We start from the raw sequence: 17557 nt of genomic DNA on the forward strand, positions 1-17557 counted from the left end.
CGCCCATACCAATCGCAGGACAGCAAGAGAGTACCGCCGTGCCCCGTCGATTCCAACGCCCTTTCGCCGACGTTCCCCCCGGCGGGGACAGCCCGCTGAATCATGCAGTGATGCAGCGCGATGCCGCAACGCTTGAAATGGTGCGCGAGGCTGTGGCCCATCGCCAAACGCTGCTGGCGTTTCAACCTGTCATGCTGGCCAGCGATCCGACAAATGTTGCCTTTCACGAGGGGCTGATCCGCCTGCTTGACCCTACGGGTCGCGTGATTCCGGCCAAGGATTTCATGCCCGCGATCGAGGACACGGATACCGGGCGGCAGGTGGATGTTCTGGCCCTGCGTCTCGGGCTGAACGCGCTGCACCACCATCCCGGCCTGCGGCTGTCGATCAATATGTCCGCCCGCTCCATCGGGTATCAGGAATGGACTCGCGTCTTGCGCCACTGGCTGGCCCGCGACGCCACCTTGGGCGAGCGGCTGATCCTTGAGATCACGGAAAGCTCGGCCATGATGGTGCCGGAACTGGTGACAAGCTTCATGAACCAATTGCAGCCCCACGGCATCTGCTTTGCCATGGATGATTTCGGGGCGGGGCAAACGGCGATCCGCTATTTCAAGGATTTCTACTTCGACATCCTGAAACTTGACGGGCAGTTCATTCGCGGCATCGCGACGAACCCCGACAACCGCGCCCTGACCGCCGCACTGATGTCCATCGCCACGCATTTCGACATGTTAACCGTGGCCGAATGCGTGGAGAACGCCGCCGATGCGGCGGTGCTGACCGAGATGGGCGTTGACTGCCTGCAAGGCTACCACTTCGCCGCGCCAACCACCCGCCCCCCGTGGCTGAAATTCGACCGGGTGCGCGCCACCGGCTGAGCCAGCGCGGACAGGCCGCCGGGGCTGCGGCGGCGGGCTGCCTGCTCAGTTGCCGCATTGCAGCGCATCCGCTATCACTACCTCAGAGGGACGGGAGCGCCCACGCCCGACGATGGCGCGTGTCGGTGTGCCCCCGCCCAACAAGGTAGAGGAAAGTCACATCATGACCAATGTCGTCATCGCATCCGCCGCCCGGACCGCCGTGGGCAGTTTCGGCGGAGCGTTCGCCAATACGCCCGCCCATGATCTTGGTGCCGCCGTTCTGAAAGAACTGGTGGCCCGCGCCGGGGTGGACCCGTCCGAAGTTTCCGAGACCATTCTGGGACAGGTGCTGACCGCCGCCCAAGGTCAGAACCCGGCGCGTCAGGCGCATATCAACGCAGGGCTGCCGAAAGAAAGCGCGGCTTGGGGCATCAACCAGGTCTGCGGCTCGGGCCTGCGCGCCGTGGCGTTGGCGGCCCAGCATATCCAGCTGGGGGATGCGAATATCGTGGCGGCTGGCGGGCAAGAGAACATGACCCTCAGCCCCCATGCGCAGAACCTCCGGGCGGGCCAGAAAATGGGCGATCTGCAGTTCATCGACACGATGATCCGCGACGGTCTCTGGGATGCCTTCAACGGCTACCACATGGGCCAAACCGCCGAGAACGTGGCCGAGAAATGGCAGATCAGCCGCGACCAGCAAGACGAATTCGCCGTCGCCTCGCAGAACAAGGCCGAAGCCGCGCAGAAGGCTGGCAAATTCGCCGATGAGATCGTTCCCTTCACCATCAAGACCCGCAAGGGCGAGACGGTCGTGGATCAGGACGAATACATCCGCCACGGCGCCAATATCGAAGCGATGCAGAAGCTGCGCCCGGCCTTTACTAAAGACGGCTCCGTCACCGCGGCCAACGCCTCGGGCATCAACGACGGTGCGGCAGGTGCGCTGCTGATGAGCGCGGATGAGGCCGAAAAGCGCGGCATTCAGCCGCTGGCGCGGATCGCCTCCTATGCCACCGCCGGTCTCGACCCGTCGATCATGGGCGTGGGCCCCGTCTATGCATCGCGCAAGGCGCTGGAGAAAGCCGGTTGGTCGCCCGAAGACCTCGATCTGGTGGAAGCCAACGAAGCCTTCGCCGCACAGGCCTGCGCCGTGAACAAGGAGATGGGCTGGGATCCGGAAATCGTGAACGTCAACGGCGGCGCCATCGCCATCGGCCACCCGATTGGCGCCTCGGGCGCGCGGGTGCTCAACACCCTGCTGTTCGAAATGCAGCGCCGCGACGCCAAGAAAGGTTTGGCGACGCTGTGTATCGGCGGCGGTATGGGTGTTGCCATGTGCCTTGAGCGCCCCTAAGACTAAATCGGCGCGCAACTTTCTTGCGCGCCGAAACATGCATTTGCAAGAACATTACCTTGAGGGAGGGATTACATGTCACGCATCGCTTTGGTCACCGGGGGAAGTCGCGGGATTGGCGCGGCCATTTCGACCACGCTGAAGGACAAAGGCTATACCGTCGCCGCCACCTATGCCGGCAATGACGAAGCCGCCGCGAAATTCACCGAAGAGACCGGCATCAAGACCTATAAATGGAACGTGGCAGATTACGACGCCTCCAAAGCGGGGATCGAACAGGTCGAAGCCGAGCTTGGCCCCATCGAGGTGGTGGTCGCCAATGCGGGCATCACCCGCGACGCGCCCTTTCACAAGATGACACCCGACCAGTGGAATGAAGTCATCGCCACCAATCTGACCGGCGTTTTCAACACGATCCACCCGGTCTGGCCCGGCATGCGCGAACGCAAGTTCGGCCGCGTTGTCGTGATCTCTTCGATCAACGGGCAAAAGGGGCAGTTCGCGCAGGTGAACTATGCCGCGACCAAGGCGGGCGATCTGGGCATCGTGAAGTCACTGGCCCAAGAGGGCGCACGCGCGGGCATCACCGCCAATGCCATCTGCCCCGGCTATATCGCGACCGATATGGTCATGGCCGTGCCCGAAAAAGTCCGTGAAAGCATCATCGCGCAGATCCCCGCCGGACGTTTGGGAGAGCCCGAAGAAATCGCCCGCGCGGTGGCCTTTCTCGTTTCCGACGATGCGGGTTTCATCAATGGCTCGACGATCTCGGCCAATGGGGCGCAATTCGTCGTCTAACGGGCGGATGTTCTGGAAATTTAATGGGCCAGTCTTTTCCCAAGACTGGCCTTTTTTAATGCGACAAATGAAAGCCGAATGCGGCACTTACTAGCCATCCAGCCTGCCGCCCCGCCAAAGCGGAACGACAGCGATCAAAAACGCCGCATTGCGCGGCGAGGGTCAGCTCGACAGGCGGCTAATCTCCTCTTTCAAACGCAGTTTTTCCTTTTTCATGGAAGCCACTTTCAAATCGTCCATACCGGGGGCGCGTTGCGCGGTTTCCACCGCCTCACTCATCGCCTGATGCTTGCGCTTCAGGGTGTCCAGATGTGCGTTCAAAGCCATACAATCCTCCATGATTGGTGTGTGGAATTTCAGTGGACCACAGCGCGACCCACAAGTCACGCGGCACCGCAGCATAGGGGTGAAGTTGGTAAAGAAACGCTTAAGAAGTAGGATAGACCAGCGGCGCCCCCCGGCGCAGGACCGCTTCGATTTCCGGCACATAGCTATCGCCGTCCCCCTCATGCCGCGCGCCGAGGTGCATGACAAAGCTGTGATAGAGCCGAAAAGCACCGCGCCCGTTCTTGCGCGCACGCAAGAGAATCAACTCCGGCATCCTTCCCGCGCGCGAGGCGAGCGGCAGCACCTCGACCGATCCCATCTCATGCGGCAGCGCCGCCAGAATCTCGGGCAGACGTTCGGCGCGATGGATAAAATGCGCCTGCCCCTTGGGCTTTAGCCGCCGCGCGGCGGTGCGGACCCATTGTCGCAGGGGCGTCGCCTCGCCCAAGGCCGTCTCGCGCCCGGGATCGCGGGACTGGACCGAGGCGGCCCGGTCAAAATAGGGCGGATTGGCCAGAACGTGGTCAAATTGTCGCTGGCGCAGATGCAGGGGCATGTCGGTCAGATCGGCCTCGACCACCTCAAGCGCCGCGCCGCCATTGCGCCGCGCGAGTTCGGCGTAGGCAGGTTGCAGCTCACACCCCGTCAGCGCCAGCCCCGGCACCCGCGCGCCTAAGCAAAGCACCGCCGCACCGACCCCGCAGCCCAATTCCAGCACGCTTTGCCCCGCCGTGGCCTCAATGCTCGCGGCCAGCAAAACAGGGTCCACCCCGGCGCGGTAGCCACGCCCCCGGCGCGGCTGCCAGAGGTGCAGCTTGCCGCCCAGAAAAGCGTCACAGGTCAGGTCATCTTCGGCGAAACGGGTCACAGCCCCAGCGGAATCTCATTGTCGCGCATCACCCGCAAAGCGGCGTCATGGTCATCGGGGTGCACCATCAAGCGGCGCGGGAAAATCCCGATGCCGCCTTCGAGCACGCTCATGTTTACGTCCATTTCAAAGCAGTCTATATCCTCCCCCCTGAGAAGGGCGGTGGCAAAGGCGATGATGGTCATGTCGGTGCTGCGCAAAAGTTCCTTCATATCAAAGATGTAGAGCCGGATCACCGGCATGTCGAGCGGGACGCGGGAAATGATGATGAAAAGTGATGCAACGGCCAAACCGCACGACCGCATGGCGGCCTATCTAAGCGATGATATGGCGGCGGTCAGCGCGCTGATCCGCGAGCGGATGGCGTCGAAACACGCCCCCCGCATTCCCGAAGTCACCGCCCATCTGGTCGAGGCTGGCGGCAAGCGCCTGCGCCCGATGCTGACGCTGGCTGCGGCGCGGATGTGCGGCTATGACGGCCCCTATCACGTCCATCTCGCGGCGACGGTGGAGTTCATCCACACCGCGACCCTGCTGCATGACGATGTAGTGGACGAAAGCGCGCAGCGCCGCGGGCGGCCCACGGCGAACCTTTTGTGGGACAACCAGTCGTCGGTGCTGGTGGGGGACTACCTCTTTGCCCGCAGCTTTCAGTTGATGACCGAGCCGGGCTCGATGCCCGTCATGCGCATCCTGTCGAACGCCGCCGCGACCATCGCGGAGGGCGAGGTGCTGCAACTGACCGCCGCGCAGAATCTGGCCACGGATGAACAGGTCTATCTGCAAGTCGTGCGCGGCAAGACGGCGGCGCTCTTCTCAGCCGCGACTGAGGTGGGCGGCGTGATCTCGGATGCGCCGGAGGATCAGGTCACGGCGCTCTATGACTATGGTGACGCCCTTGGCATCGCCTTCCAGATCGTCGACGATCTGCTGGATTATCAGGGTGATACAGGGGCCACGGGCAAGAACGTCGGTGACGATTTCCGCGAGCGCAAGCTGACCCTGCCGGTGATCAAAGCCGTGGCCAAGGCCGACGAGGAAGAGCGCGCCTTTTGGACCCGCACCATCGAGAAGGGCAAACAGGAAGAGGGCGACCTCGACCATGCGCTGATGCTTCTGGACAAACACGACACGCTGACCGCGACGCAGCGCGATGCCTGTGACTGGGCGGAAAAGGCCAAAGCGGCGCTTGCCCCCCTGCCCGACCATGAGTTGAAAGACATGTTGATCGATCTGGCCGACTACGTCGTCGCCCGGATCAGCTAAGCGGCCAAGATCCGCGCGGCGGCGACCCACCATCGCGGCGCCGCGCTGGCGATGCGATGGGCCGCCGCCTCGGCCTGCGCCGCCGTGGCGTAGAGGCCGAAACAGGTCGCGCCCGAGCCGGACATCCGCGCCAGCGCCGCATCGCTCAGCGCCTCCAGACAGTCCCCGATGACCGGCTCCCGCGCGATGGCGGGCGCGGCAAGGTCGTTGCGCTGTGCGCTCAGAAAATCGATGAAGTCGGAAAAGCCCGCGAAGCTCGGGATCACCTCGGGCATCGGCGGCTGGTTCTTGTCGCTGAGCGCCGAGAAGACAGCGGGCGTCGGCACATCGACGCCGGGGTTCACCAGCACCATATGGCAAGGCGGCAGCGCGGAAAGCGGCGCGAGGGTCTCCCCCACCCCCTGCATCCGCTGCGGGCCGCGGGTCAGACAGACCGGCACATCCGCCCCGAGCTGCGCGGTCTCTGTGGTCAGCGGAACGCCCCAATGCGCCGCAAGCAGCTCCAAGGCCGCCGCCGCATCGGCAGAGCCGCCCCCGATCCCCGCCGCAGCGGGCAGGTGTTTCTCAAGATGCAGTGCGGCGCCACGGCCCGCGCCTGCGTCCAGCATCTCTGCCGCGCGCAGGACAAGGTTGCGCGCATCGGTCGGCACCCCTTCGGCCCGCGGGCCGCTGACCGTCAGGGTCAAATCATCCGCGGCAGCCACATCCAGCCGATCGCCCACACCAGCCCGCACCACCAGCGAATCCAGCAGGTGATAGCCGTCGGCCCGCTGGCCGGTGCAATGCAGGGTCAGGTTCACCTTGGCCCAAGCCATCCGCGACGCCGCAGCGCCGGGGTCGGCGGGCGCCCCATCCTTCGAAAGGCTCATTCGTCCGCAGCAACCTTGAGCGGGGCCGCGCCCTCTTCGGCCAGCACGGCATCGAGCCCGACTTCCAGCTTGCGGCGCATCCGCTCGGGGTCAGCCTCCGAATCCGCATCCGTCAGGTCAACGAAAGAGAGCGCCCGGCGCCACTGGAATTCGGCCTCGCGCTTGCGGCCCACGGCCCAATAAACATCCCCGAGGTGATCGTTCACCACCGGATCGACCGGCTCCAACTCGACCGCGCGTTCCATCTGCTCAACCGCTTCTTCGTAGCGGTCCAGCCGGTAGAAGACCCAGCCCAGCGAATCGACGATATAGCCGCTGTCGGGGCTGGCCGCGACGGCGCGTTCGATCATGTCCAGCGCCTCGTCCAAGTTGCGCTGCTGTTCGACCAGCGAGTAGCCGAGGTAGTTCAGCACCTGTGGCTGTTCTGGGTTCAACTCAAGCGCGGCGCGGAAATCCGATTCGGAGCCTTCCCAATCGCCGCTGCGTTCCTTGGCGATGGCGCGGGCGTAGAACAGCACCCAGCGGGCACGGGCGGTTTCGGGCGTCAGCGCGAGCGCTTGGTCGTAGGAGGCGATAGCCGCCTCATAGTCCTCTTCGGCCCGCAGCATGTCGCCTAGCGTGGAATGCACCACGGCCAGATCACCATGGCTGCGCGCGAGTTGTTCCAGCACTTCGATGGCCTGCGCGGTCTTGCCCGAGCGGCGCAGCGCATCGGCGCGGCCCAGTTCGGCGGCGTGATAGGCCGGGCTGTCAGCAGGCAGGGATTTATATTCGGCAATCGCCAGATCATGCTCGCCAAGGTTCTCTAAAAGGCTTGCCGTCAGCAAAAGCGCATCGACATGGTCCGGGCGCAGATAACGCGCGATGCGCGAATAGAGCAAAACGTAATAGTCCCCCGCCGCCTCATTGCGCAGTACGGCGGCGAAGGTGAAAAACACCTCGGCCATGCCCGCTTGGGCGTCGGGCATATGGCTGAAGGGCGCGGGCGTTTCCTGCTGCAAACCTTCGATGAGCCGCGCGATTTCGGGGTCGCTATCCGCGCCAAAACCGTCCGATAGCACGGCCAGCGCATCCTCGCTGCGCCCCAATTGGCCAAGAATCTCGGCATGGGCCATCACGCCGCGCCGGGTCTGGCCTGCGGCCCCTGCCTCACCACTGGCAAAGATCGCCTCCGCCCCTTCGAAATCGCCCACGCTCGCCAGCGCGAGGGCCTTGTGATACATCACGAAGCCCTGCATCCCGGCCTCTTCGCTCAGGCTGTCGAAAGCCTTTAGCGCGGCGGTGACATCGCCCGCCCCCATATGCGCCCAAGCCTGCACCAGCCCGCCGACCCAAGGGCCGATGGCCGAGGTATCGCGTTCAAGCAGAGCCTTGTAGTCGCCCTCTTTCGCCAAGGCGGCCACAAGGGTCATCTCGGCCACCTGGCTCTTGGTGCCGAGGGTGATCATATTGCGTGCCAGCGGCAGCGCCTTGTCCACCCGCCCGAGCGAGAGATAGGACAGCACCGCGCTTTCCATCAATTCGATGTTCTTCGGGTCCCGCGCCAGCGCCTCGGTGTAGTACCGCGCGGCCTCGGGATAGTCGCTGTTCACGGCAGCATGACGCCCCGCCAGATAGGGGCCTGCGACCGATTGCGCCATCAGCGGCGCCGACAGGCCGATGCAAAGCGCCGCAACGCTGGTGAAACCTAGGACATTCCGAAACATGCAAACCGCCTCATATCGCTTTGCTTGCAGGCTATCATCTTCGTGCCGGGGCGCAATGGCGGGGCGGTGATGTCGCCCGTGGCCGACAGTATTTCGCCGAAAAGACGAAAAGGACCGACACGCCTGCGCGTGCCGGTCCTTTAATTGCGCCTTTGGCGATGGCTCACATATTCGGGTAGTTCGGCCCGTCGCCGCCCTGCGGAGTGGTCCAGACGATGTTCTGTCTCGGGTCCTTAATGTCGCAGGTCTTGCAATGCACGCAGTTCTGGAAGTTGATCTGGAACCGCGTCTCGCCGGTTTTGTCATCCTCGACGAACTCGTAAACCCCCGCCGGGCAGTAGCGGGCCGAGGGGCCCGCGTATTTCGGCAGGTTCACCTCGACCGGAGTGTTCGGGTCTTTCAGCTTGAGATGCGCAGGCTGGCTTTCCTCGTGATTGGTAAAGGAGAAGGCCACGTTGGTCAGACGGTCAAAGCTGAGTTTGCCATCGGGTTTGGGGTAGTCGATCTTCTTGTGCTGATCTGCAGGCTCGGTCGCCTCGGCGTCCGATTTGCCATGGCTCAGCGTGCCCAAGAGCGAGAAGCCGAGCGTATTGGTCCACATATCGAAGCCCCCAATCGCCAGCGAGGCTGTGAGCCCGTATTTCGACCAGAGCGGCTTGAGGTTTCGCACCTTCTTGAGGTCGGTCCCAATCGGCCCCTCGCGCACATCGGTTTCATAGTCGGTCAGCTCATCGCCGCCACGGCCCGCTTGGATCGCGGCATAGGCGGCCTCAGCCGCCGCCTTGCCCGAGAGCATGGCGTTGTGGTTGCCCTTAATGCGCGGCACGTTGACCATGCCCACCGAACAGCCCAGCAGCGCCACGCCGGGGGCCACCATCTTGGGCATCGACTGATAGCCGCCCTCGGTGATCGCCCGCGCGCCATAGGCCACGCGTTTGCCGCCTTTAAGAAGTTCGGCCACCATCGGGTGATGCTTGAACCGCTGGAATTCCATGTATGGGAAGACATGCGGGTTCTTGTAGCCGAGGTGAACAACGAAGCCGACGTAAACCTGATTGTTCTCAAGGTGATAGATGAACGACCCGCCGCCCGCATTGCTGTTAAGCGGCCAGCCCATTGTGTGGGTCACGGTGCCTTCTTTGTGCTTGGCGGGGTCGATCTCCCAGATCTCTTTCATGCCAAGACCGTATTTCTGCGGCTCTTTGCCCTCATCCAGCCCGTATTTGGCGATGACCTGTTTGCTGAGGCTGCCGCGCACGCCTTCGGAGAGGAAGACATATTTGCCGTGCAGCTCCATCCCCGGCTCATAGCTCGGCCCGGGGGTGCCATCTGCATTTTTGCCCATCTCACCGGCGACAACGCCTTTGACTTCGCCGTTCTCGCCAAAGACGAGTTCGGAGCAAGCCATGCCGGGGAAAATCTCGACACCCAGTTCCTCGGCCTGTTCGGCCATCCAGCGGCAGACATTGCCTAGAGAGACGATGTAGTTGCCGTGGTTCTTCATCAGCGGCGGCATGGGAAATTCCGGGACGCGCAGCTTGCCCGCCTCGCCCAGCAGGTAAAAGTTGTCTTCTTTCACCGGCACGTTCAGCGGCGCGCCTTTTTCCTTCCAATCGGGGATCAGCGCGTCCAGCCCGCAGGGGTCAAGCACCGCGCCCGAGAGGATATGCGCGCCCACTTCGGAGCCCTTTTCCAGCACCACAACATTGCAATCGGCGTCCAACTGCTTGAGCCGGATCGCAGCCGACAGGCCAGCAGGCCCGGCGCCGACGATCACAACGTCATATTCCATCGCTTCGCGTTCAATCTCGGCCATTTTGGTGCTCCCTCACGGCAAATTCGGTTTGGATTTGGCTAAACCACCGCCGCGCGCAATGCAATCGCGACCCTGCGTTTATTGCGCAAAACGTGGGCTCCACGACATAACATAACGCGCGACCCTGCGGATCGCCGGTTTTTCCCCCTTGAGATAGTGCTGCCGCGCCCGGTTTCACCACCCAAGCGCTGCGGCCCGCACGGCGAAAACGGGACTGGATTGACGGCAGTCAACCGCCGATCCCGGCGCCGTTAGCCCCTTGCAATTGGCGGGCAGTTTGGGTCAGGTATCTGCCAAGTTAACACGCAATTGGCCGCCCCCCGGCGAAAACCCGGGTGCGGCCCTCATTATGTAGGCACACCGCCATGGAAAAAATCCCGATGACCCGCGACGGTCACACCGCGCTCGAAGTCGAACTTAAGCAGCTTAAAACGGTTGAACGCCCCGCCATCATCAAGGCCATCGCAGAGGCGCGCGAACATGGTGACCTGTCGGAAAACGCCGAGTATCACTCGGCCAAGGAAAAGCAGTCTTTCATCGAAGGCCGCATCAAAGAGCTTGAGGGCGTGATTTCGCTCGCCGATGTGATCGACCCCAAGAAACTGTCGGGCTCGATCAAATTCGGTGCCACGGTGACGTTGGTCGATGAGGATACGGATGAAGAGAAAACCTATCAGATCGTTGGCGAATATGAGGCCAATATCGAAAAGGGTCTTTTGAACATCAAATCCCCTATCGCGCGCGCGCTGATCGGCAAGGAAGAGGGTGATTCCGTCGAGGTGCGCACCCCCGGCGGGCAGAAATCCTATGAGGTTCTCAAGATCGTCTACGCTTGAACGGGAAGGCTGACATGGCAGAGCCCGACGCTTCCGCATCCCCAGAGCAAGCCCCCCGCGCCCCGCGCGGCGGGACCGGCGCGGCACGGCCCACGCCGATGGGCATCTACGACCGGCCCAAGGCCAATAGCATCACCGAGATCGAGATCATCGCAGGCGCCCTTTCGGCGCTCTGGCTGCTTGGCACGGCGATCTATTTCACCTTCATCGCCGCCGAGGTGCCCGAGGGCACGCCCGACAGCGGGCTGCGCGGGCTGTTGATCCTGCTGGTGGTGATCATGCCCGTCGCGATGATCTGGGTTGGGGCCACCGCCGCCCGCGCCGGGCGGGTCATGCGTGAGGAAAGCCAACGTCTGCAAGCCGCGATTGACGCAATCCGGCACTCCTATATCTCGCAACAGCAGGGCAACAAACCGGCGGGCGAGGGCAGCATTGCACGCAAGCTTGATGAACTCGCCGCCAGCCTCCGCAAGACCGAGATTGCGATGGCCGGGCTTCAGGGCCGCGATGCGCCGTCGCGCCCCGTCGATCCGGCCCCCGCGCCCACACCGCCCGCCGCCGAAGACCAGCCGACGCTGGCCCTTGGCACGCAGGCGAGCGACAGCGCGCAGCCGCTTTCTGCCGAGGATTTCACCCGCGCTCTGAACTTCCCCGAAACGGCGGAGGATCAGGCCGGTTTCGACGCCCTGCGCCGTGCGTTGAAAGACCGTTCCGCCGCGCAGCTTGTACAGGCCGCGCAGGACGTGCTGACCCTGCTCAGCCAAGACGGCATCTATATGGACGATCTGCGCCCCGATCGCGCCCGCCCCGAGATCTGGCGTCAGTTCGCCAGCGGCGCGCGGGGCCGTACAATTGCGCCTTTGGGTGGCATCCGCGACCGCTCTTCACTGGCCCTGGCCAATGCGCGTATGCGGCAAGACCCGATCTTTCGCGATGCCGCGCATCACTTCCTGCGCCGATTTGACCGGACCTTTGCCGAGTTCGAGAAACAGGCAACGGATGAGGAAATCTCATCGCTGGCTGACACCCGCACTGCCCGCGCCTTTATGCTGCTGGGCCGCTGTGCGGGCACCTTCGACTGACGCTCGGCCTTAGCTGGTAAAACTGCCGTAAGGAATGAAACGGACGAGATCGCCGGGCGCAATGTCGCGCGCGGTCTCGTCCAATTCGACCAGCCCTTCGGCCCAGCTTAGCCCGCTGATACGGCCCGATCCTTCGGAGGCAAAAACCTCGGCCCGGCCATCGCGCATCCGGGCGCGCAGATATTCCCGCCGCCCGGCCTTTTTGCGTTTCTCAAAGGCGGCAGGCACATCAAAGCCCTGCGGTTCCCGCCAGCCGCCCCCGGCAAGCAGCGCCATGGCGGGCCGCGCGAAAATCAACGAACAAACCATCGCCGCCACCGGATTGCCCGGCAGCCCGAACACCGGCACACCTTGCCACAGCCCAAGTGCCAAAGGCCGCCCCGGCTTCACCGCGATCCGCCAAAGCTGCATCGCTCCCGCCTCGGTCAACAGGGCCGAGACGTGGTCTTCGTCCCCCGCCGAAGCGCCGCCGCTGGTCAGGATCACATCCACCTGCCCCGCCGCCGCGTCGAGCCTAGCGCGCAGTGTCGCGCGGTCGTCGGCCACGCGGCCCAGATCGACGGCCTCGTGCCCAAAGTCCGCCGCGAGTTGCAACAACATGGGGCGGTTTGCGTCGTAAATCTGCCCGTCGCGTGCTGCCTCCCCCATCTCGACCAATTCGTCGCCGGTGGAGATCACGCCGACCTTCAATCGCTTGCGTAGGCGCACCTCTGCCACACCTGCTGCCGCCATCAATGCCAGTTCCGCCGGACCAATGCGCGTGCCTGCGGCGAGGATCACATCGCCGGCTTGTACGTCCTCTCCGGCTTTGCGGGTGTTCGCGCCCTGTTTCACCGGCCCGTGAAACCGCAACATGCCGCCCTCGGCGGTCACGTCTTCTTGCAGGATCACGGTATCCACGCCCTCAGGCAGCGCTGCGCCGGTCAGCACGCGGATCGCTTGGCCCGCAGGCACTGCGCCGGGGCGATCCCCTGCCGCTGCACGGCCCGGCACCAGCGGAAGCTCATGCAACCCTTCGCCGCGCCCACCGGCAAAACCGTAGCCATCGACCGCCGTGTTCGGCAGCGGCGGGTTCGCGCGGATGGCTGTGACATCTTCGGCCAGGATACGCCCCCCGGCATCGGCGGCGGGAAAGGTTTCGGCCCCCGTCACCGGGTGGAGGCGCTCTTTCAACAGCGCCAGCGCCTCATTCACCGGGGTCCAATGCACGCCGGGTGGGAGGGCAAAGCAGTCGTTGCGCAGGGGCGGCGGTGCGGTGGTGGCAGGTGCCGTTGGGGCGGCGATCAGCCCCACTTCGCGCAGGATAAAATCGGCAATCGCACGGGTGTCGTTCAGATCGAAAACAGGCCTGTCCATCTCAAGCGCCACGTCGCTGGCCACCGCCCGCACCGTCGGGTCATCCGGCGCGATCAGCGCGTTTCCGGTCTCGGCCCGATGCGCTTCGACCTTGGGATGGCCATCGCGTTTGTAGCCTTCGATCAGCACCAGATCGACGGGCGAAAGCCGCGCCAGATGCGCGTCGAGCGGCGGCTCTTCGGCCCCGCGCAACTCATGCATCAAGGCAAAGCGCGCGCCGGAGGCCAGCAGCACCTCACGCGCGCCCGCGACGCGGTGGCGGTGGCTGTCCTTGCCGGGGTGGTCCACGTCGAAAGTGTGATGCGCATGTTTGACGGTCGAGACGGTGAAGCCGCGCCCGGTGATCTCGGCCACCAACCGTTCCATCAATCCGGTCTTGCCTGCATTCTTCCAACCGACGACGCCGTAAACCCTCATGCCATCGCCTCTGCTTTCGCCAAATCCTCGGGCGTGTTCACGTTGAAGAAAGCGGCCTCGTCGGGGAAAAGCGCCTCGCGCCCATCATGTTTTTCAGTCCACAGCACCACCTTGCGCAGCCCGCCGGCCAAAGCGGCACGCAAGTCATCTCGCAGTGCCACCGGCCATAGGCCAAAAGTCGGATGCCGTGCGCTGCCGCGTTTGGCGTCAGGGGTCGCCGCCAAGGCGAGCGGGTGGGTCATGCCATCAGCGGCGAGCAACAGACGCGGCACCAAATCGCAGGGGAAGAAAGGCGTGTCGGCAGCCGCGGTGACAATCGCCTCCGCCCCCTGCTCCGCCGCCCAATCCAACCCGGCGAGCACGCCCGCGAGCGGACCGGCAAACCCTTCGATACTGTCGGCCAGCACCGGCAGACCCAGATCAGAAAAACGCGCCGCATCGCCATTGGCATTGAGTGCCAGTCCCGCGACCTGTGGCTCCAGCCGGTCGATCACCGAGGACAACAAGGTGCCCTGCCCCAGCGGCAGCAGCCCCTTGTCGCCACCGCCCATGCGGGTCGCCTGCCCGCCCGCCAAAATGACGCCAAGTGGTTGTTTCATCTTATTATTCCTTCGCGCCCTTGCGGCCACTTTTGCGCGGTTCTTCAGCCACGCTGGCGGGGTCTGCGTCGCGGATCAACCGGTTTTCCCCTGCCAAACAGGTGAACCGCTGCCCGCGCATCCGCCCGATCAATGTGAGGTTCACCTGCTGCGCAATCTCCACCCCCCAAGCGGTGAAGCCCGAGCGGGACGCCAGCACCGGAATGCCCATCATCGCTGTCTTGATCACCATTTCAGAGGTCAACCGCCCGGTGGTATAGAGCACCTTGTCGTCGGCCCCGACCCCTTCGGAAAGCATCCAACCCGCGATCTTGTCGACCGCGTTGTGACGGCCCACATCCTCCATATAGACCAATGGCCGGTCGCCTTGGCAGAGCACTGTGCCGTGGATCGCCCCGGCCTCCAGATAGAGGCTCGGCGTGCGGTTGATCTTGGCCGCCAGCGCATAGAGGTCCGAGGTGCGCACCGGCGTGTCGGGCAAGCTCACCTCCGCCAGCCCCTCCATCATATCACCAAAGACCGTGCCCACGGCGCAGCCGCTGGTGCGGGTCTTGCGCTGCATCTTGTCCTCGTAATCGGTGGCCCGTTTGGTGCGGACGACGACAGTCTCAAGCTCTTCGTCATAATCGACGCCGGTGATCTCTTCGTCCGGGCGCAGCATCCCTTGGTTGCGCAGAAACCCAAGCGCCAAATAGGCCGGGTAATCGCCAATGGTCATGGCGGTCACGATCTCTTGCCGGTTGAGGAATATCGTCAGGGGGCGCTCTTCGACCACATTGATCGCCACTTCGGCCCCGGTGTGATCCACGCCAGAGACGCTGCGGGTCAGCCGAACAGCAGTCGGATCCGGGGCGATCAGATAATTGCTAAGTTCATTGTCTCGGGCCAATTGTATCCCCCTGCGGTTAGGTCTAAGCCTTTGACATTATATTTAAGAGTTCGCCATGGCCATCACCACAACCAAATCCGCCTATCGCAAAGGGATCGTCGACGCGCTGCCCTTCGTGCTGGTGATCATCCCCTTCGCCTCGCTCTTTGGCCTATTGGCGACCGAGGCTGGGTTGAACGTGTTCGAAACGCTGACCTTTTCGATCGTGGTGATCGCCGGGGCCGCGCAGTTCACGGCGCTGCAACTGCTGCGAGAAGACGTGCCCACGGCCATCGTGCTGGCCTCTGCACTGGCGGTGAACCTGCGCATGGCGATGTATTCGGCCTCTCTCACCCCGTGGATCGGCGGCGCGCCGCTGTGGCAACGGGCGCTGGCGGCCTATATGACGGTCGACCAATCCTATGTCGCCGCGATGACGCAATATGAGCGCGACCCTGAGATGACGGTCCCGCAGCGGATGGCCTATTTCTTTGGGACCGTGACGCCGGTGGTGCCGCTTTGGTATATCTTCACGCTGATCGGCGCGATGGTCGGCTCCAGCGTGCCCGAAAGCTGGGCGCTGGACTTCGCCATTCCGATCACCTTTCTGGCCATGATCGCGCCAATGTTCCGCACGCTGGCCCATGTGGCGGCGGCGGTCGTGGCGGTGGTCGTGAGCCTTTTCGCCGTTGAGGTGCCCTATGCGCTTGGGCTGATCATCGCAGGGCTCGCGGGCATGATCACCGGCGCGCAGGTCGAGGCATGGATGGAACGGCGCAAGCCGGGGAGCATGGCACGATGATCGATAGAACCGCACTGTGGGTCGTGATCATCGGCCTCGGGCTGGGCAGCTTTTTCCTGCGCTTTGTCTTTACCGGATTGGTCGGCAACAAACAGATGCCCGCATGGCTCTTGCGGCATCTGCGCTATACTGCCGTGGCGATTCTGCCCGCGCTGGTGGCCCCGCAGGTGATCTGGCCCTCGGCCACCGGGGGGCAGTTCGACCTGCCGCGCGTTACCGCGGCGGCGGTGACATTGGGTGTGGGGCTGGTGACCAAGAACGTCCTCGCCGCGATCCTGTCAGGGGCCGCGGCGCTTTATGGGATGCTCTATCTGGTGGGGTAAGCGCGGGCGCTACTGTTGGGCCAGTTGCGCCGCGCGCAGGGCGTCGATCACATCGCCCTCATCGTCTTCGTAATATTTCGTCGTGGTGACACCCGGCAGGGCCTCGAACCGCTCTTGCAGCTTGACGGGATAGTAGGTCGACCCGACGCTTTGAAACCCCGGCAACTGGCTGAGAATGCCGCTGGTGGCATTGGCGCAAAAGGCACCAGGCACCGCGCCATTGGCGGTCACCAGTTCGAGCGCGCGTTCGGCCACCTCGGGGCTGACGGGGATTTCCTGACTGACCACATGAAAGGTGCTGCGCGCATGGGCCGATTTATAGGCCTGCAACCACGCGGGCGTCACCCCGTAGAGCACATCGCCCCGCTCGGCCATCCGCGCATCCCGAAAGGATCCCGCGGGGTCAAAGATCACCCGTTGCGAGCCGTTCACCATCAGCGCGCTATGGCCGCCGCTGCCGGTGCGGTTGTTCACCATGGTCATCAATGTGAGGGAGGGCGGCTCGGGCGAGCGGTAGGCTGCACGCGCCACAACGTCGGGCGGGCTATCGGGGCTTTGATCCACCGAACAGCCAGCCAGAACGCCAACAAGTGCAATCGACGCTAAGAAAGTTCTCAAACCGTTACCCTCGCGCCTAGGGATAGGACGTGATCAACCGGCAAAGATCGCCAGCAGAACAAGAATCACGAGGATGACGACGGTGCCGCGTGTCACGAAGGACATGAACCCGTCAAAGGTCTTTTGCTGCTCTTCGTAATTCATGCTGCCGTGTTCATGTTCAGCCATTTTCGTCTCCCTAAGACAATTTGTTGGCGCTGATTAACCTATTCGCATCACCCTGTCACGGGGGATTGATGCGCAGAAAACCATACTAGCTTTGCGCCGCATTACGCGCTATAGGGGAATCCTACACTTCCCCGCACGCTATAGAGTCTCTCAGCTTTCGCCGTCTTCCAGATCGGCGACCAGACGAAAGCCGATCCGTTGTGGCGCGGCATCCGGCACCTTCTTCGGCAAGGCCCGTAGCATCACGTTCAACTGCCCCACATGCTGCACCAATTGCGCCCGCGCCCCTGCCGGATCGACGCCGTAAAAGGTGATGATATCGGGGTCGAAATACCCCATGCCTTCAATCCGCAGCACCCCGGCGTCGCCCCCGGCAAAGCCGATCGCCGCCTCATGATCGTTGTCGAGCTTTTCCTCGAAATTCTTGAGGTAGAGCACGACCCGCTCATAGGCCCATTGGGCGGGAGATTTCTGTTTCACCGGCTTGTCGGTCACCGATTTCGGCAGGGGTTGATCGCCCGACTTGGGCTGGTCCGCGCCCGTATGCACCTCATGCATGCGCGGTAATGCCGCAGCCTCATAGGCCTCGGCTGCCGTTTTCACCTCATCGCCCATCGC

Annotated in this window: 20 protein-coding genes; 8 read left to right on the forward strand and 12 right to left on the reverse strand. The window is 63.6% G+C overall.

The features are described from left to right. Window positions 1-38: 38 nt before the first annotated feature. The 3 genes from J7392_RS14835 to phbB all read left to right on the forward strand — a co-directional run bounded on the left by J7392_RS14835 (window position 39) and on the right by phbB (window position 3018). A complete protein-coding gene (locus J7392_RS14835) occupies window positions 39-881 on the forward strand; it encodes an EAL domain-containing protein (protein WP_209218287.1) in 843 nt (280 codons plus the stop codon). Between the two features lie 163 nt (window positions 882-1044). Further along, complete coding sequence (locus J7392_RS14840; RefSeq protein WP_209218288.1) at window positions 1045-2220, forward strand: acetyl-CoA C-acetyltransferase; 1176 nt, start codon at window positions 1045-1047, stop codon at window positions 2218-2220. Between the two features lie 75 nt (window positions 2221-2295). Continuing rightward, complete coding sequence (gene phbB / locus J7392_RS14845; RefSeq protein ID WP_209218289.1) at window positions 2296-3018, forward strand: acetoacetyl-CoA reductase; 723 nt, start codon at window positions 2296-2298, stop codon at window positions 3016-3018. Window positions 3019-3180: 162 nt separating this feature from the next. On the opposite strand, the gene J7392_RS14850 is transcribed toward phbB, so the two are convergent. The 3 genes from J7392_RS14850 to J7392_RS14860 all read right to left on the reverse strand — a co-directional run bounded on the left by J7392_RS14850 (window position 3181) and on the right by J7392_RS14860 (window position 4425). Next, on the reverse strand, window positions 3181-3345 hold the full coding sequence (locus J7392_RS14850; RefSeq protein WP_082852182.1) for a DUF465 domain-containing protein: 165 nt from the start codon (window positions 3343-3345) through the stop codon (window positions 3181-3183). A 100-nt stretch (window positions 3346-3445) separates the two neighbouring features. Beyond that, complete coding sequence (locus J7392_RS14855) at window positions 3446-4213, reverse strand: methyltransferase domain-containing protein (RefSeq protein ID WP_209218290.1); 768 nt, start codon at window positions 4211-4213, stop codon at window positions 3446-3448. Further along, entirely contained in the window at window positions 4210-4425 is a 216-nt protein-coding gene (locus J7392_RS14860) for a DUF2007 domain-containing protein (protein ID WP_040700850.1), read from the reverse strand. Before J7392_RS14860 ends, J7392_RS14855 begins: the two co-directional genes overlap by 4 nt. Window positions 4426-4480: 55 nt before the next feature. Between J7392_RS14860 and J7392_RS14865 the strand changes: the two genes are divergently transcribed. Further along, window positions 4481-5479, forward strand: coding sequence for a polyprenyl synthetase family protein (locus tag J7392_RS14865; protein WP_209218291.1), 999 nt, complete (start codon window positions 4481-4483; stop codon window positions 5477-5479). Here J7392_RS14865 and J7392_RS14870 read toward each other — a convergent pair. The 3 genes from J7392_RS14870 to J7392_RS14880 form a co-directional block, all read right to left on the reverse strand. Next, window positions 5476-6348, reverse strand: a complete 873-nt coding sequence (locus J7392_RS14870; RefSeq protein WP_209218292.1) for a 4-(cytidine 5'-diphospho)-2-C-methyl-D-erythritol kinase — start codon at window positions 6346-6348, stop codon at window positions 5476-5478. The two genes, J7392_RS14865 and J7392_RS14870, sit on opposite strands and share 4 nt — an antisense overlap. Then, window positions 6345-8054, reverse strand: a complete 1710-nt coding sequence (locus tag J7392_RS14875; RefSeq protein WP_209218293.1) for a tetratricopeptide repeat protein — start codon at window positions 8052-8054, stop codon at window positions 6345-6347. Before J7392_RS14875 ends, J7392_RS14870 begins: the two co-directional genes overlap by 4 nt. 163 nt (window positions 8055-8217) lie before the next feature. After that, on the reverse strand, window positions 8218-9870 hold the full coding sequence (locus J7392_RS14880; RefSeq protein ID WP_209218294.1) for an electron transfer flavoprotein-ubiquinone oxidoreductase: 1653 nt from the start codon (window positions 9868-9870) through the stop codon (window positions 8218-8220). A 365-nt stretch (window positions 9871-10235) separates the two neighbouring features. On the opposite strand from J7392_RS14880, the gene greA reads away from it, so the two are divergent. Both greA and J7392_RS14890 read left to right on the forward strand, forming a co-directional pair. Further along, window positions 10236-10706: a transcription elongation factor GreA gene (gene greA, locus J7392_RS14885; RefSeq protein ID WP_067268537.1), complete on the forward strand. Its 471-nt coding sequence runs from the start codon at window positions 10236-10238 to the stop codon at window positions 10704-10706. 98 nt (window positions 10707-10804) lie between these two features. Further along, a complete protein-coding gene (locus J7392_RS14890; RefSeq protein WP_209218393.1) occupies window positions 10805-11788 on the forward strand; it encodes a hypothetical protein in 984 nt (327 codons plus the stop codon). A gap of 9 nt (window positions 11789-11797) precedes the next feature. On the opposite strand, the gene J7392_RS14895 is transcribed toward J7392_RS14890, so the two are convergent. Genes J7392_RS14895 through J7392_RS14905 form a run of 3 tightly spaced genes read right to left on the reverse strand, consistent with a single transcriptional unit; the run spans window position 11798 to window position 15055 of the window. Continuing rightward, the gene (locus J7392_RS14895; protein WP_209218295.1) at window positions 11798-13561 is read right to left on the reverse strand and encodes a bifunctional molybdopterin-guanine dinucleotide biosynthesis adaptor protein MobB/molybdopterin molybdotransferase MoeA; all 1764 of its coding nucleotides are present in this window, start codon (window positions 13559-13561) and stop codon (window positions 11798-11800) included. Then, entirely contained in the window at window positions 13558-14160 is a 603-nt protein-coding gene (gene mobA, locus J7392_RS14900; RefSeq protein ID WP_209218296.1) for a molybdenum cofactor guanylyltransferase MobA, read from the reverse strand. Before mobA ends, J7392_RS14895 begins: the two co-directional genes overlap by 4 nt. 4 nt (window positions 14161-14164) lie before the next feature. After that, window positions 14165-15055 carry a formate dehydrogenase accessory sulfurtransferase FdhD gene (locus tag J7392_RS14905; RefSeq protein ID WP_209218394.1) on the reverse strand — a complete coding sequence of 297 codons (891 nt, stop codon included), beginning with the start codon at window positions 15053-15055 and terminating at the stop codon, window positions 14165-14167. Between the two features lie 49 nt (window positions 15056-15104). On the opposite strand from J7392_RS14905, the gene J7392_RS14910 reads away from it, so the two are divergent. After that, window positions 15105-15830, forward strand: coding sequence for an AzlC family ABC transporter permease (locus J7392_RS14910; protein ID WP_209218297.1), 726 nt, complete (start codon window positions 15105-15107; stop codon window positions 15828-15830). Then, window positions 15827-16153 (forward strand): AzlD domain-containing protein, encoded by a 327-nt coding sequence (locus J7392_RS14915; protein WP_067265610.1) that lies wholly within the window; start codon window positions 15827-15829, stop codon window positions 16151-16153. The genes J7392_RS14910 and J7392_RS14915 overlap by 4 nt, the downstream gene beginning before the upstream one ends. 9 nt (window positions 16154-16162) lie before the next feature. On the opposite strand, the gene J7392_RS14920 is transcribed toward J7392_RS14915, so the two are convergent. The 3 genes from J7392_RS14920 to J7392_RS14930 all read right to left on the reverse strand — a co-directional run bounded on the left by J7392_RS14920 (window position 16163) and on the right by J7392_RS14930 (window position 17554). Then, on the reverse strand, window positions 16163-16771 hold the full coding sequence (locus tag J7392_RS14920) for a hypothetical protein (protein WP_209218298.1): 609 nt from the start codon (window positions 16769-16771) through the stop codon (window positions 16163-16165). A gap of 33 nt (window positions 16772-16804) precedes the next feature. Further along, window positions 16805-16939 carry an aa3-type cytochrome c oxidase subunit IV gene (locus J7392_RS14925; protein ID WP_067265607.1) on the reverse strand — a complete coding sequence of 45 codons (135 nt, stop codon included), beginning with the start codon at window positions 16937-16939 and terminating at the stop codon, window positions 16805-16807. A 150-nt stretch (window positions 16940-17089) separates the two neighbouring features. Beyond that, window positions 17090-17554 (reverse strand): DUF6173 family protein, encoded by a 465-nt coding sequence (locus tag J7392_RS14930; protein WP_209218299.1) that lies wholly within the window; start codon window positions 17552-17554, stop codon window positions 17090-17092. Between the last annotated feature and the right edge of the window lie 3 nt (window positions 17555-17557).

Source organism: Sulfitobacter sp. R18_1, from assembly GCF_017743915.1.
Classification (GTDB): Bacteria; Pseudomonadota; Alphaproteobacteria; order Rhodobacterales; family Rhodobacteraceae; genus Sulfitobacter; species Sulfitobacter faviae.

What these genes read in the sequence shown, in the direction of transcription:
- J7392_RS14840 (WP_209218288.1), top strand. Translation starts at nt 1,045, where the DNA reads ATGACCAATGTCGTCATCGCATCCGCCGCCCGGACCGCCGTGGGCAGT.
- phbB (WP_209218289.1), top strand. Translation starts at nt 2,296, where the DNA reads ATGTCACGCATCGCTTTGGTCACCGGGGGAAGTCGCGGGATTGGCGCG.
- J7392_RS14850 (WP_082852182.1), bottom strand. Translation starts at nt 3,345, where the DNA reads ATGGCTTTGAACGCACATCTGGACACCCTGAAGCGCAAGCATCAGGCG.
- J7392_RS14860 (WP_040700850.1), bottom strand. Translation starts at nt 4,425, where the DNA reads ATGAAGGAACTTTTGCGCAGCACCGACATGACCATCATCGCCTTTGCC.
- J7392_RS14865 (WP_209218291.1), top strand. Translation starts at nt 4,481, where the DNA reads ATGAAAAGTGATGCAACGGCCAAACCGCACGACCGCATGGCGGCCTAT.
- J7392_RS14870 (WP_209218292.1), bottom strand. Translation starts at nt 6,348, where the DNA reads ATGAGCCTTTCGAAGGATGGGGCGCCCGCCGACCCCGGCGCTGCGGCG.
- J7392_RS14875 (WP_209218293.1), bottom strand. Translation starts at nt 8,054, where the DNA reads ATGTTTCGGAATGTCCTAGGTTTCACCAGCGTTGCGGCGCTTTGCATC.
- J7392_RS14880 (WP_209218294.1), bottom strand. Translation starts at nt 9,870, where the DNA reads ATGGCCGAGATTGAACGCGAAGCGATGGAATATGACGTTGTGATCGTC.
- greA (WP_067268537.1), top strand. Translation starts at nt 10,236, where the DNA reads ATGGAAAAAATCCCGATGACCCGCGACGGTCACACCGCGCTCGAAGTC.
- J7392_RS14890 (WP_209218393.1), top strand. Translation starts at nt 10,805, where the DNA reads ATGGGCATCTACGACCGGCCCAAGGCCAATAGCATCACCGAGATCGAG.
- J7392_RS14895 (WP_209218295.1), bottom strand. Translation starts at nt 13,561, where the DNA reads ATGAGGGTTTACGGCGTCGTCGGTTGGAAGAATGCAGGCAAGACCGGA.
- mobA (WP_209218296.1), bottom strand. Translation starts at nt 14,160, where the DNA reads ATGAAACAACCACTTGGCGTCATTTTGGCGGGCGGGCAGGCGACCCGC.
- J7392_RS14910 (WP_209218297.1), top strand. Translation starts at nt 15,105, where the DNA reads ATGGCCATCACCACAACCAAATCCGCCTATCGCAAAGGGATCGTCGAC.
- J7392_RS14915 (WP_067265610.1), top strand. Translation starts at nt 15,827, where the DNA reads ATGATCGATAGAACCGCACTGTGGGTCGTGATCATCGGCCTCGGGCTG.
- J7392_RS14925 (WP_067265607.1), bottom strand. Translation starts at nt 16,939, where the DNA reads ATGGCTGAACATGAACACGGCAGCATGAATTACGAAGAGCAGCAAAAG.
- J7392_RS14930 (WP_209218299.1), bottom strand. Translation starts at nt 17,554, where the DNA reads ATGGGCGATGAGGTGAAAACGGCAGCCGAGGCCTATGAGGCTGCGGCA.